Consider the following 14,364-nt stretch of genomic DNA (forward strand, 5'->3'; position numbering starts at 1 on the left):
GGAAGGTCGCCATAAACAAGACAGAACGCCTGGCGAAGGCAGCATCCATTCCCGAACGTCGTCAGGTTTCGCATTTGTGGATTGGATCTGACGGTCGCGCTCTTTCATGGAGTTCACGATATAGCCATCATTTGAACGGATTCGCGCCGTTGTTCGCTTGAGCCCACGCTGCTTTACTCGTCGCGTCGGGCGGGCTAACCATGATGATGCTCGCTGTACCATTAGGGCGCCGGTTGACGGTCGCACTCGCTCCGCCATCCTGATAGCCTGCAATCAGTCCCAAACCGATCTGTACAAGTGGCGAACTCACACCGGTGTTGCCAATGCGAGCACCGATATCGTAACCATCCTTGACGTCGCTCAGGCTCGGGGCAGCCGCGCCTGCTTGCGCGAGCGCCTGATTCAATGGGACAGCCCATAGGCGATCGCCAGTCGTATCGTAAAACACGCGTTTCGGCTCCTTCCCGCCTGGCAACGTTGCGACGGCCTGCTCCCACCCCGCTTTTAGCGCTGCCGCCTGAGCCACAGTCTTGAGCGGTTGTCCGTGATCGTCGGTCAGCTTTACATCAACCGGACGATGGAGATATCCGAGCAAAGGTGCATCGTCGAATTGCTTGACCTGCCACGTCGTCCAGCGCACTGGAATATACGGCGTTGGCGTGAACTGACCCGGCCCTTTGTTGTCGATGGTTTTCCAGAACGCCGGCAATTTCGCCTGCCACCACGTAGACGACATCACGCCAATCGCTCCCGGATACAGAACGCCAGCCTGCTTTTCCTGCTCGATGTAATGCGCTGTGAAGCTGTCAGGGCCGCGGCCGTCGTTCTGCTCCCAAAAGAAATTCCACAGCTTGATGATGTCGTATTCGGTACTGTTCCGATCGATCTGCGCAGTCTGCTCGACGGCGTACGGACGAATAAGTTTGTCCACTCGATCCGAACGGGACACGAGGATGGCGCCCATACTATCCGGCAGTTCGGGAATGATGTGTCCCGCGCGAGATGTTCCGCCACTACCAGGCGCAACAAGAAGCGAGCGCAGCATCGACCCGTCCTGACTGACCACCAAGGCAGCCGGTACGTCTGGATGCGAGTCGAAGAACGCGAACAGCTTCTCGATCATTGCCGCGCCATCGCTAGTATTAGCGTCCGCCTCCCACAGGAAAAGCGTCACACCAAGACTCGCTTTTTGCCTGCCATCAGCAATATTCTTTGCCGCACGAAAATCATTCCGCTTGTCTTTTGGTGGTCCCCAGACAATGGTTGGCACCGGCCAGTATTCGACGGCATGACGACCGCCTTCCTTGAATGACAAAGTAGTTGACACACCAAGATCAGCCATCCGGATATCGTCACTATCCGGATAGTCTTCCGGATTTGCCGATACATACGATGCGTGGTTGTCAGCCTTTTTTTCGATCTCGCGCCAGATTTCCTCGTCGGCATATTCACCAACCACGATCCCCATTCCACGAACCTCAAGCACGTACTTTTGTCCGGCCTGTGACAACATCGTGGAAGAGCCGTTGCAGCCGTGCGCTACGACTGCACTGCTCTCTTGATTGCCCGGAACCGGACGGTCGGATGTGCCAGCAGTCGCCATCGGAGATCGATGCAACCACGCGACGCTCGCGGCGTACGCCAAGGCGATCAAAGCCAAGATCACTAGCACGCCATTCCGAATGCTACTTCCCATTTGCGGCATCTCCTGCCCTGTCGTTTGCCAATAACTGTAGTGTCGCGCCATCACAAAGATAGTCCAGATTATCGCCACCACAAAAAACGCGGCAGCATACGGCCAAATTCGCGGTCTCGCGATCATCGCGGCATCCCCTGGAATACTTCCCCGAGCGTCTTATTCCCATACATCATCTGGGCTTTCTGCGCCTCTTGTTTGTAGTACTCGGCCTGAGCCTTCTCTTGTGCAGCGATGGCCGCTGATGTCAATTCACTGGTTACCAATGGCGGCGGAGTCGAAGACACGTGCGCATCAGGAAAAGTCCCGTACATATAATAGTCGGAACAGGCTTGAATAAAATCCTGCATCTTGGAATCAAGACGATCATAATTTGCATTTTTTTTAATCTTGGCGAGTGACGCCGGAACCATTTTCCAGTCCGCCATCAGGATCAGCAATTCGCGCCAAACCGGATCATCGAGCGTGACGGCCTGACCAATCGCGACGTCCATCGCGGTCACCCACCGATGATTCTCCGTGCTGTGCAGCACACCCGAATGGTAATTGTTGGGTTCTCGAGCGTCCGGATTCTGCTGCATGTCCAGACGAGCTTCATTCGGGGTTTGCTCTCGTTGAATGAGATACTGCGGCGGAACGATCGGAAGCAATGCGTTCTTGATCATTGAGGTCGCAGATGTGTCCGGGACCACCCGCCAATTCTGCGACTGACCGTCGATCGCCTTGCCCTGATTGAAAGCAGTCTTGTAAGACTCGATGCTAGCCAGCGGATTACGCGTCGTCTCGACGGTAATCCATTTGAATGACGCGTATTGATTGCCCAACGAAACATCCTTCGTGACATCGTCTGGCGTCATCATCCCGGCCGCGTCGGCGTGGCCGGGACGTGGACCACCTTTCTTGATTTCGCCACCGTACAAGTCGGGTTCGCACGGCGGCTTCAGTTCCTCACCGTTAATAAAACGGATATCGTTACGAGTAAATGACGCCTGCAGAGCAGCATTCTTGCTCGATTCAAGCACCGTGCCCAACATGGTTCCATCCGTATCAGGTCCAGGTGTAAGTCGCTCGAACCGGTCGCGCACGGGCACCCGCGCAGGTGATGTGCCGACCAGCACCTTCTTGAACTTGCCATTGCCGTTATCATCGCGCTCCATCCGCGTCCACATGCGCTGGTGGAAACGCTTGGGCGCAAGGGCCGTCATGGCCTGCATGGTCTTACCATGTTTGGCGGCAGCTCCATCAGCAGGCACTTCATCAGGCACACCAAACGTTCCGATCCCGCGCACTTTCTTAAGCCCTACCACCGTATCTTCAGGGCAAAAGTACAGATACACCTTGCCGCGATTGTCTCGCTCGTCGAACGTAACCCAGTTCTTACCGTTCTTGTCCAGTCGCTTTCCGCAGGTCTTGCTCCAGTTCGCGCCTGCTCGACCACTTGATTGCTCCGCAGTGATCAGCAGGTCTGCCAGATCGGGAACGGTATGCGGCTCGCTCGTAACCACATTGACGATATCGATCAGCGTTTTCAGCTTTCCGTGGCCGGTCTGGTTGCCGTCGTCTTCCGTTGCGTAGAGGCTGTAGGGTGTGTCCACCATGATGATGCAATCAACGCAACGCTGCCCCTGTTGCTTAAGAATCGCCTGTGCCAGCAGGGTAATGATCGTCCCCTGACTGTGGCCCAACACTGTAATGGTTTCATGCCGAGGGTCTATGCCATGCTCAGAGGCCAACGCCTTCGGCTGGATTGTGCGAATCGTCTTGATGAGGTTCGCCAGTCGCGTCGCTGCCAGTACGAAATAGCGCCGATCAGGCGCTTTGCCCGCGAACACGCTGTTCCCAGCCACTGCGTTGCGCATCACAAGGCGCGTTTTCAAGTCCGGCTCGAAACCTCGACCGTACATCTGCGGGATGTTGTTGGTTGCGTTGGCAAAGAATCCGCCGGCCTTTGCAAAGTGTGCATCGAGCCGATTTCCGTTGACATCCTGATACTGGCCACGTGTCATAAGGTTGCCGCGATCGTCTGCCACCCGACTCTTGATGATGCCGGGGTTATTCAATTTGGCAATATCCCGATTGTCGGCACGCAACCCCCAATAGAACGGAATAAAAAAACTTTTCGTGATATTGGGAAGTTCGGCACGCTGATATAGATACATATCAGGATCGGACAAAATCTCCGCTTGCCGCTTGCTCGGATTGTTTTGAGTCTTTGCTCGTTGATAAAGGGCGCCGTAGCTACCCTCCTTCAAATCAGTCCGTGACAAGCGCTCATTGAGCCCTTGACACAGCCCTTGCTCGACAACGGAATACACGGCACCCGGATCGTTCACCCCGTGAATAAAGATCACGATGCCCGGCAGATCACCAGGCAGCTGCACGTTGCGAGCATCCGGTCGATCCGAAATCGTGACGCCAGCGCCCTGCGCATGCACACGATAGTCGTTGTTGGTCTCGGCCACAGAATTCTCCCCTGTCGTTTCAGAGCGACGGCTTCAAGATATCGATCTTGGCGATGCGCATCACGTCGTCCTTCACCAGATCCGTCAGCCCACTGGCATCCGACTTCCCTTCGATGATCCGACCGTCGTTGAGCGCGATGCGATATTGCTGGTTAGCCGCCAGCGCCGGCGTTTCCGGCGTATGCCCAGGGAAGTGCAAACGGAACTGCTGGTCGGTCGGCTGGTTCGTGAAGGATGTTTTCGAAGCCTGCTCCGTCGACGGCCCGCCCCACTGGTGCGACGCCGACAGCAACTTGATGTCACCGTTCGTGCCGAGCGTCACGCCACCGCCGATCTTGATATAACTGCCGTCTTCGGCAACGAACCGGATCGTCGGTGCGGTGACAAGCACCTCGTTCTCATTCGTCGCGATCTTGACGCCCTTTTGGGCATTCGCCGTCAGGGTGTCGGCCTGCGCCTGCAGCAACATCGGCCCCTCACCGGCCACGGCCTGTACGCCAGTGCCGCGCGCGAACAACTGCATTCCCTGTCCGGCCGTCGCATTAAAGCGCTGACCGCTCATCAACTGAAGATGCTGCTGCGCGACCTGATCAATGTTCTCGCCCGCGTAAGTAACATGTGTCTTCGGCGTCACGTTCACTGAACCGGCCTGCGCACCGAACGCCATCAACGCCTGCGAACCGCCTGCGACGCTACTCGATTCCGATGCGCCGCTCCCCGGCGTCCAGCCCTTGAACGCCTGCGCAACGGCAGTCTGCCCTGCCGTATCCGCCGCCTGCCCGCCGTGCTGCCCCGCGTAGTCGCCGAGCGACTTGAAGAGTTCGGCGCACTCGCCGAGCAATTGCAGCAGCTCGTCGCGATCGAGCTGGCCACCGCTCGCCTGCGAGCGCGCATAGGTCGTCAGCAGAATGCCCTGCGCCGCCCGCAGCGCCGCGGCCGCGTCCGTGCGCAGTTCCGCGCCTTCGCCGCGATCCTGTCCGACGCCGTTGTTGCGCGGCTGGGTCAGATAACCCAAATTCAATTGCGTATGCGCGTGTTCGCTCGCAAGTTGAGCACTTATCTGCTGCGGCGTATCGTCGAGACGGAGCTGGTTATATTTCCGGCCCTTGATTTCCTGCGTCTTGATTCCCGACACGAAACGGTTGCCCGGCAGCGAGCCGGTATGAGTGAACGTCGCGGGCGTGTTCACGCCGTTTCCGAGCACACAGAGGATCACCAAACGGTCAGGATCGCCCGCGATACAGCCCAGCAGAACCTCCATGCCAACGCGCGGCAGGAACGATACGCCGAAGCCCGCCCCGGCCAAACTGGACGCCACACGGATCGGGGCGCTGTCGCCCGCATTGCCGTTGGTGCCTGCGCCCTGCGCATGCGCGTGATCGCCCGCATCGAGCCCCTGTATCTGCACGTAGACCCGGCCAAGTTCGTCGCACACGACTTCCTCGCCGTTGCGCGTCACAATCACGCCCGTGAGCAGATGGACGGGCGGCAGGTCGATCTTCGGATCGTACGCGGGCGTGAGCGGAACGCCGCGCCGCACGCAGGTGAACGCGTTCTCGTAGCGGGTGTCCGATGCTGCCTCGAATGCGGCCGGCAATGCGGGGGCGGCCTGCGTCAGATTGCGGCTCGCGGCGAATAACGCGTGGACGCGCCCCGTTAAGCCCTTCGGCAGATTGTTCCAGACCTCGTGATGCACCGACGTGATCATGAACTGCCGTTTCTCGGCCGGCTGCATGTCGAGATCGACATCGCCGGTCAGCGTGAACCAGTGGCCGACCGGCATATCCCGCACACTGCTTACGCCGTCGTAGCGCTCGGCGTCGAATTGATGCGCGAGCATCCGGTCGCGCGTAATGCGATCGTGATCGTCCCACGAATCGCCGACATGCGGAATGTCGATCGCCACGTCCGTCAGCAGGTTCGCAAGGTCGTTGCCGGCTTCGCCCTGATCGATAGTCGCGGTCGCTGCCGAATTGTGGACACGCCCCTGCTTGTAGTCCCACGACGGCCGGCTCGCCTGCCCGGAAATCAGTTGCTGATGCAGCGCAAACAGCGTGATCGTGTCGCGCTGCTCGGTCGCGGCGTCGCGCGGGTGCAGGCGCACCGTGCCCGCCGGGGCCTCCGGCAATTGCAGCGGGTTGTCGCAGAACACAAGCGTATGGACGGGCGTCTCGTCGTGAATGTTGCGCGGCGGCTTCGCGGGACCGGCTTTCGCGAACACGTTGATGCCCTCGCGGCGCAGCAGCCGGCGCACGAACTTCGCGTCCGACTCGTTGACCTGCCGGGTCAGCTCGCGCGCCGGATAACGGCTCCGGTCGAGGCCGGACAGGTCGAACTCGAACGCCGCCGCGAGCGCCGGGCTACGACGCCGCCATTCGTTCAACAGGACCGCCAGCACGTCGACGACGCTCGTCTTGCGGAACACGCGCGAATTGGTGCGCTTGTCCATCAGCGACAGCGCGTCACACACCGTAAGCTGGTAGATGCACAGCTCGCCGTCGCTCTGGCCGATCTGCACGTCCTTGACAATCGCGTTGATGAAGCGGAGCTGGCCGCGATCGGTGACAAGCCGCAGAGAGACGGGCACGCCAAGGAATAGCCGGGGCGACAGGTCGTGACGCGTCGACACACAGGTCAGGTGCCCGTGGATGCCGGTCATCAGCGCTTCGCGAATGCCCGCGTGCTGAAGGGCCAAGAGCGGCCCCAAGGTACTTTGCAGTCGGCCGAAATTCAGCGCGACCGGCCGATTGTTCCAGTCGACGGCCCCCGCCGCGAAACTGCGTAGTGTTCCATTTAATGACACAACCGCCCTCTCAATTCTTATTGAATACGTATTGGATTCAGGCGATCGGGCCGCGTGTCGGGACGGGCAAACCGCCGAGTTATCGCTGCAAGGATATCAAATCCGCAGACGAAAACTGGAAAATGGCGGATGTGTGGCGCGCCGAACCGTCCCATTTAACCAAGATTGACATGCAGCAGCCACCGATTTTGTCGTATCTTTCGCGGTGGAAGGATTTGTAACGTCTGGTCCTTCCGCATGCAGTAAATCGGCCCATGCAGTACCGGTCAGCGTCGATCCGCCGGCCGATGTAGTTCAACAACACTCCATCCGTCCACGCGACCTGCGCCGACTTCATGCACACGACCTTCTGCACGGCCGGATCGTCGAGCGCCGCGTGCATGCCGAACACCCACGGCGTGATGTTCGGGTTATAACGGCCGGGGCTCGCCGTCGCCTTCGCGCTCATCCGGCGGAGCTTCCTCGCCCACTCCGTCGTCCCAATCCGTTCCGGCGGACGCAGCAAATGCGCGAGCCGGCGAATCACCGCGTTCACGCTCTGGGTCGTATTCAGAAAGCTGTTCAAGACATCCATGAATATGCTCGTTCAACCATTCGACGTCGACCTCGATGTCGTACAGCGTACGCATCTCCTGCACGAGTTTGTCGGGCAGCGACAGCAATTCCGTTTGAAATGCGCCGACCATCTGGCCGTACGCCTGTTCGAGCTGCGCCACGTTCACGAGCAGCCCTTTCTTTTCCGCCCCCCTTGAAAGCAACAGCGCTTCGAAAGCGAAGGAAATGGCAAGCGTTCGGCATTGGCTCGACAAGCTGTGCACGATGCCCGCCCCGGACTGGACGCCCGAAATGGCACGGGAGGCCGCTCAATGACCCCACGCCCGGCCCTTTCTACCCCACGCCCGCTGCTGCGAAAGCGGAAACGCGCGGACAAGCGCCCGGCTATCACACTGGCGAGCGTCGACGGCAATGCAGTTTCAAAGCGTGTGCGCGGGCTTACGCCCGCAAAGGCAATCCAGAAGAACGAAACGCCGCGTGCGCGGCGAAAAGCGAGCTTGAGCCTGGAATGGTTTCGAACGCGCATGGAAGCAAAGGTTGTGATCGAGCAGTAGCGACGTCACTACAATGCCATCCGGCCGCATTCGAGCCTCGCCTATCTGACGCCCAACGAGTTCAAGCAACGGTCTTGTTCAACTGAAGCAACCGAGGCCGTTCTCCAAGATTGAAATGGCCCGAAAAAATCAGGTAGGTCAACGCCGGAATGCGCTTTTCATCGCGATGCGGATTACGTCCGGCACCGCCTGTTCACGCTCCGAATGTTCGGCGAACCATTCGAAGATCTTCACGATCTCTTCGCACGTCGGCCGCCGGTCGCGGTGCTTCCCCGGACCGATGGGCTGGAGGTGATCGAGCCTCGGCCGTGCGATGCTCGGCGCGTGTGGCAGCCTCAGATCGAGCAGCGAAGCCATGTGCTTATAGACAGTTCCGAGCTTGGAAATGTCCATGTCGATCGCGTACTGCTCCGCCCCCCTCTTTCTTGCGCTCCTGCGCAAACTTGACCAGCCGCTTGGTCGACAGCTTCGCCGCCACCTCATCACAAAGTGACTTTCCAACCGCTTGAGCATGTAGTCTTCATTCGACTTCTCGTCGACGGCACCCTGCCCCTTGTCGATACCACCTTCGATCTCACGCGCCCATGCTTCAGCCGCGCCCTTAGTTCGAAACGTCTTTGATATACTCTGTCCCCGCTGGCGGACTTGAGCCCGCCAGCGGTCGCCGATCTTGAGGATCGAAGCCATGAAACACCCCGTTTGTGGACTGTAGCAATGCGTCATCCACATACGCTGCTACAGGGTCGATTTGTAGCAGAGTTGTAGCAGGCGGGCGTTGAACTATGCTTCACGGCTTGTCATTTCGCGTCATACGCGGACAGGCGAAAATCCCGGAAAGGCAAGCTGGACAAGGCTAAGAACCTGATTCACAAGGGTTCGATCCATCCCGCTCAGGCTATCCGCTCCCCGTAGTTCAATGGATAGAACAAGCGCCTCCTAAGCGCTAGATACAGGTTCGATTCCTGTCGGGGGGACCAGCCAAGCCCCAAACCTCCCCCAAGATTCACAAGAAAATCCCCGCTCAAGCCCGTCTGGCGGCCTTCTCGCGCCCATTGTTACCCAACGTTGCTCAGTGACAGCCGGAGAAAGTGTTGGTATTTTTGTTGGTATCAGCAGATACCAACAACACAGATACCAACAATGCCTCTCACTGACATACAGGTACGGAACGCAAAGGCCAGCGCCGCACCGTACAAACTCACGGACGGCAACGGGATGTTCTTGCTCGTCCAACCGAACGGCGCGAAGTACTGGCGCTTGTCCTACCGCTTCCTTGGCAAGCAGAAGACGCTCGCCCTCGGCGTGTATCCGGCCGTCACGCTCGCGACGGCACGGAAGAAGCGCGACGAGGCACGCGAGCAGATCGCGGCCGGCGTCGATCCGGGCGAAGCAAAGAAGGAAGCCAGACGGGCGGCCGAGATCGCAGCGGCCAACTCGTTCGAAGCGGTAGCCCGCGAGTGGTTCGACTCTCAGCGTCCGGGCTGGAGCGACGGCTACGCGGAGAAGGTGCTGAATTCGCTTGAGGTCGACGTGTTCCCGAAGATCGGCCCTCGCCCGATCGCGGAGATCGACTCGCCGCAGATGCTCAGCATCGTTCGCGAGGTTGAGGCGCGCGGGGTGCGCGAGACAGCAAAGCGGATTCTCCAGCGCTCTCGCGCGGTCTTCCAGTACGGAATCATGACCGGGCGATGCTCCAGGAATCCGGCGGCCGACATCGACGCGCAGACAGTGTTGAAGAAAGGTCCGGGCGTACAGCACATGGCCCGCGTGAAGGCGACGGAGATCCCGCAACTCATGCGCGACATCGACGCCTACCAAGGTGATCTAGTTACCCGGCTCGCGCTCCGCCTGATGGCACTGACCTTCGTGCGGACAACGGAAATGATCCGTGCCGAGTGGTCGGAGTTTGATGAGGCCGCCGCAGAATGGCGTGTTCCACCTGAACGCATGAAGATGCGCGACCCGCACATCGTGCCGCTATCGCGGCAGGCGCTCGACGTGCTCGCCCAGCTCCGCGCGCTCAACGGCCAGCATCGATTCGTGTTCTACAGCGTGCAAGGCCGGAGCCACATTTCGAACAACACCATGCTCTATGCGCTCTATCGCATGGGCTACAAGTCGCGAATGACGGGGCACGGGTTTCGCGGGCTGGCGGCGACAGCTCTGCGTGAACTCGGCTTCGGGCGGGACGTTGTAGAGCGCCAGATGGCACACGCCGAACGGAATCAAGTGACGGCCGCCTACGTCCACGCCGAATACCTGCCGGAGCGCAGACGAATGATGCAGGCGTGGGCCGATCACCTCGATAGGCTGAAATCCGGTGCAGAAATCATCCCGATTGCAGCCGCGAGTTAGCTACCGGCCCCTGCATTTCAGTTTGTCCGCAACTGGTGGAGTCCCCCAGTTGCAGACAGGCGGGTGGATTGAGCCAATCCTATTAGCTCAGCCTCGTTAGTGCGGCAAGCTCATGGCGAACAGAAGGCTCAACCATTCCAAATGGTTAGACGCGGCGCCAATGGTCCGGGATGCGCTTGTCGCTTAGATGTCGGACACGAGCGACATGCAGCGCGCTTGCTGGGTGATTTTTCTTCGCCCAATCAATCGCTTCCGCCTGCGTTCTGAAAGTCGCAAGTGGAACGGTCGAGTGTGCTGGCTCGACAGTGAACCCCGTAGGCTTTTCATTTATGAACAAACTAGTCATCTTGTTGGCCTCCTGTTTTGCTGGCAAACGGCCAGCGCGTTGCGCCGCACATAAAGAAGTCGCGACACGAATCCCCGATTAATAATGTCCCCAGCACCGTCTGCAGAGACATTTTTGTCACAGGTAATGGTAGGCCAAGCTCGCAGGAATTCACTCTCTCCTCCTTATTTTTGTGGATCGGTATTGATCTATGAATATGTCCCCCCTTATTAGCGCCGTCAGTAGAGAAAATACGCGGGTGTGAGCCCCCGCGTGTTTGCCCTGGACGCAGGGTCCCCCGCTTTTCAGCCGCCCCGACACTTGCGGCCGGCACAACAATGCCCGATCGGGGCGCATCGCGGACACCCCCGTCCAAAACACGCCACCGATGCCCGTCAAATCCCGGAGAGCCGCACCCCGTCTGGCTTCGCGGTCTATACAGTTGGTCGACGCCTGTCCGCTCAGTGCAAAATGAGTTGGGGATTTGGAGATAAACGCCTGAATCGGCCGCAAAGCCTTGTGGGGTAAGGCTTCGCGTGTCTCCAAACGATTTGGAGAACGCTGGAGATACTGGAGATAAACCAGCCCGGATTGTTACGGATGCGGCAAGATTCACGGCCAGCGTCCACCCGGTTCCGTCTGGTGCGCATCGTTCAAAGTAACTTTGACGCGCGGGCCAAAAATGCCGCGCAAAGGAATGCCCGCCACCGCCCTCCCGGACGGCGGCGGCGCATTTCACAGCTCAAGCGTGAAGATGGACGGCAACACGCGATAGACCATGAACTTGCCGTGACCGGGGATGTACTCCTGCCGGTACGGATAGCCGTCGCTACGCGGCATCAGCACGCCGCGCTTCATCAGTGCCTTGGCAACGATCTTGTGATCGAAGCCGGCGCACACGTCCTTGCGAAACACGGCCGCTTCGATCAGGTATTCCGTCTCGACGCTTTCGGCATCGTCGGCGCTCATCTTGCCGCCGAACTCGGCGTAATACTCACGATCGGAGGCGATGGGCGTGCGCCGCTCGTCGCGCTTCACGTGCTGCTTGAAGCCCGCTCGATGCGGCACGTTCGGCCGATGGTCGTCCTGCGCACGGTTCATCCACACGAAACGGTTGTCGCCGTGTGCGGCGAGGAAATGCTGTACCTGCCGCACGGCTTCGGCCTCGTCCGAATTGCCCGTGCCGCCGCGCAGTTCGAGCCAGCCTTCGAAGCAGCGACGCGCGGCTTCGACCGCTTCACCCTGTGGCCAGCCGGTCAGCCCGTGCGCCGTCGCCAGCTCGCCGGCCACCGCATCGAGGCAGAAGCGCTTGGCGACGCGCGCGACCTGCGAATGCGCACCGTCCGGAACCCATTGCCCGACCAGCTCGTCGACGCGCATGCGCAGATGCTCGGCCAGCTCGCCGGCCTGCGACGACGCCCATTCGATGAACGCAGGGCCTGCCGTGCCGTAGTGCATGCCTGCGTGCCGCTCTAGGTGCTCGATCAGCGCGGCCGGCGTCGGGAAGCCGTGCAGTTTTTCCACGACACCCATTTCGCCGACCTCGGCCGGGATCGCCGGCAAGCGCACCTCGATACCGCCTTTCATGGGCTTGTTGCCCTCGGCCATCAGCGCGGACACGCTCTTTTCGCCGTTCGACAGGAACAGCAGCCGCCACGTGAGCACGGGCTTGGCCGAGCCGCTACGCGACGCACGGGCCTTGCCCGACTCGTTCGCGAGCATGTAGATCACATCGCCGACCAAGCGCGGCTCGACCTGCCCGATTTCATCAAGGATCAGCAGCGCATCGCTATGCTGCGTGGCGACCGCTTCGAGCGCGTTGTCGGTCGCCTTCCAGCTCCGCACGTAGTCCGGCGAGCCGAACACGGACGCAGCGATGACGCCGCCCGTCGACTTGCCCTTGGACGTTGTACCAAGCAGGTGAAAGCCGCCCGACTGAAGCCCGGAGAAATGCAGCAACGGACCAGCGAAGGCGGTAGCGACGCAGAACAGCAGCCGGCTATTGCCGACGCAGTAGGCCGCGACCTCGCGTCGCCAGTCCCCCAGCGTGCCGCGCTCCTTGAACTGGCTCTGGATCGGCGTATCGGCCTGATAGATCAACGCCTCTTTGCCGGTGCCGATGACGCGATCGGGCAGCACGAATGCGCCGTGATGCCAGCCGACACGCGGCACGCAGCGCACGCGCTCGTCCGGCTGCGCCATCTGCACATAGTTCGCGATCTGCGTACGGGCGATTTGCGCGACACCGAGCTTCACGCCCATGTCGAGCAGCATGCGGCGCAGTTCCGTGCCGTCGCCGGCAAACAAGCCGGCCGGCACCGCCCACCGTTTCAGGATGCCGTCGCGGTCCGTGAATTCGAGCAGGTAGCCCCACTCGCTGTTCATCTCGTTTCGCGTCTCCGCGATCACGTCGATACGCGTGCTGACCCAATGCGGCGGCAGCGGATCGCCCTGATTGTTGAAGCCGTGATACCAAACGCCTTCGTCGTCGACCTCGAACCGCCACGTACCATCCTGCGCGCGAGCCGTTTTCGGGCGCTTGGCGGGCTTGCACGTCGTCGGGCTCGCCGGACCCTTAGCGATATCCGGCGAGCCGTCTACGGCGAGCACTGCGCGCACGGCGGCGGCCACCGCGTCCGGACCGAGGTGGGCGGCCAAGTCGTTGAAGTCCGTACCGGCTGCCGGGCGGTTCGGGCCGAAGTCGGGAACGGCCACCGCGCCGCCTACCGCGTCGGCTGCCGCGCGCGCCTTCGTGACGCCCGGATTGCCGTTCGTCGTGTGGTCGTCGTCGGCGCACACGACGATGCGCGCGTCCGGATACTGGCCGCGCAGCGCCGTCGCGACGGCGTACAGGTTGCCGGTGTCGAATGCGACGGCGACCGGATAGCCTGTCGCCGCCGCGAGCGTCGCGCAGGTCGCATACCCCTCGCCGATCAGCAGGACGGACGACACCGCGTCGCCGATCAACGAGAAACAGCCCGCCTTGCGGCCATTCGGCAGATAGCGTTTCTGCCCGTCGGTCAGGATGAATTCGAGCGTCCACAACGTGCCGTCCGCGTCCCGTGCAGGAATGACGAGTGCGCTGTCGCACGCGGCCGTGCCGATGCTCAGGTTGCCACGATAGACGCGCAGCGCATCGGCGGGGATGCGTTTGCGAACGAGATAAGGATGATCGACTGGCGCGGGCTCGGCCGCCGACCAGATCGATTCGGCGAGCGCCGATGCGGCTTGCTGCTTCTCGGTCAGCGCGGCTAGCTCAGCCGCTTCGCGGGCGGCGCGTTCGGCGTGCTGCCGTTCGCGCTGTGCTGGGTCGATCGACTTGGCGCGATGCGCGCGCGGATCGAAACCGCCTTGTTTGGCGAGGTGGAACAGCGTGTTGATGGTGATCTTGCCGCCCTTGAACGACTTCCACACATCGCAGGCGTCCTTTGCGTTGTAGTTCTGCGCGCCTTGGCTCCATTCGTTCCAGAGGGCGAAACCCTCTTCGCCGAACTCGGCCTTGAGCGCCATGCCGGCCTGACGCCACGTGTCTCGGTCGTCGGCCGGAACATAGCCGAGCGCGACACTTGCCCGCTCGAATTCGGACATGGGTGCGTTACTCATAGATTCCCATT

6 protein-coding genes, 1 tRNA gene and 4 pseudogenes are annotated in these 14,364 nt (G+C 60.6%); 4 read left to right on the top strand and 7 right to left on the bottom strand.

Going from position 1 to position 14,364, the window contains the following annotated elements; genetic code table 11:
* Positions 1 to 127: 127 nt before the first annotated feature.
* The 5 genes and pseudogenes from AQ610_RS13795 to AQ610_RS37370 form a co-directional block, all read right to left on the bottom strand.
* The gene (locus AQ610_RS13795; protein ID WP_080594904.1) at positions 128 to 1,822 is read right to left on the bottom strand and encodes a type VI lipase adapter Tla3 domain-containing protein; all 1,695 of its coding nucleotides are present in this window, start codon (positions 1,820 to 1,822) and stop codon (positions 128 to 130) included.
* A complete protein-coding gene (locus AQ610_RS13800; protein ID WP_009911660.1) occupies positions 1,819 to 4,158 on the bottom strand; it encodes a Tle3 family T6SS lipase effector in 2,340 nt (779 codons plus the stop codon). The genes AQ610_RS13795 and AQ610_RS13800 overlap by 4 nt, the downstream gene beginning before the upstream one ends.
* 19 nt (positions 4,159 to 4,177) lie before the next feature.
* The gene (locus AQ610_RS13805; RefSeq protein WP_374189316.1) at positions 4,178 to 6,817 is read right to left on the bottom strand and encodes a type VI secretion system Vgr family protein; all 2,640 of its coding nucleotides are present in this window, start codon (positions 6,815 to 6,817) and stop codon (positions 4,178 to 4,180) included.
* A 223-nt stretch (positions 6,818 to 7,040) separates the two neighbouring features.
* A complete protein-coding gene (locus AQ610_RS38300) occupies positions 7,041 to 7,409 on the bottom strand; it encodes a phage terminase large subunit family protein (RefSeq protein ID WP_006024965.1) in 369 nt (122 codons plus the stop codon).
* Positions 7,372 to 7,704: pseudogene (locus tag AQ610_RS37370) on the bottom strand (MarR family transcriptional regulator); the annotation flags it as partial. The gene AQ610_RS38300 and the pseudogene AQ610_RS37370, both read right to left, overlap by 38 nt.
* Before the next feature lie 123 nt (positions 7,705 to 7,827).
* Here AQ610_RS37370 and AQ610_RS37375 point away from each other — a divergent pair.
* Both AQ610_RS37375 and AQ610_RS36085 read left to right on the top strand, forming a co-directional pair.
* A pseudogene (locus tag AQ610_RS37375) lies at positions 7,828 to 8,010 on the top strand (hypothetical protein); the annotation flags it as partial.
* Positions 8,002 to 8,184: pseudogene (locus AQ610_RS36085) on the top strand (integrase core domain-containing protein); the annotation flags it as partial. The pseudogenes AQ610_RS37375 and AQ610_RS36085, both read left to right, overlap by 9 nt.
* A 27-nt stretch (positions 8,185 to 8,211) precedes the next feature.
* Here the strand turns inward: AQ610_RS36085 and AQ610_RS13820 are convergent.
* Positions 8,212 to 8,799, bottom strand: a pseudogene (locus tag AQ610_RS13820) (site-specific integrase); the annotation flags it as partial.
* Positions 8,800 to 8,972: 173 nt separating this feature from the next.
* Here AQ610_RS13820 and AQ610_RS13825 point away from each other — a divergent pair.
* Positions 8,973 to 9,047: transfer RNA gene (locus tag AQ610_RS13825), tRNA-Arg, on the top strand.
* Positions 9,048 to 9,210: 163 nt separating this feature from the next.
* Positions 9,211 to 10,425, top strand: a complete 1,215-nt coding sequence (locus tag AQ610_RS13830) for a tyrosine-type recombinase/integrase (RefSeq protein WP_009911653.1) — start codon at positions 9,211 to 9,213, stop codon at positions 10,423 to 10,425.
* Positions 10,426 to 11,485: 1,060 nt separating this feature from the next.
* On the opposite strand, the gene AQ610_RS13835 is transcribed toward AQ610_RS13830, so the two are convergent.
* Positions 11,486 to 14,338, bottom strand: a complete 2,853-nt coding sequence (locus AQ610_RS13835) for a DUF927 domain-containing protein (RefSeq protein ID WP_006024960.1) — start codon at positions 14,336 to 14,338, stop codon at positions 11,486 to 11,488.
* Positions 14,339 to 14,364 lie beyond the last annotated feature (26 nt).

It is taken from the genome of Burkholderia humptydooensis, from assembly GCF_001513745.1.
Taxonomy (GTDB): Bacteria; Pseudomonadota; Gammaproteobacteria; order Burkholderiales; family Burkholderiaceae; genus Burkholderia; species Burkholderia humptydooensis.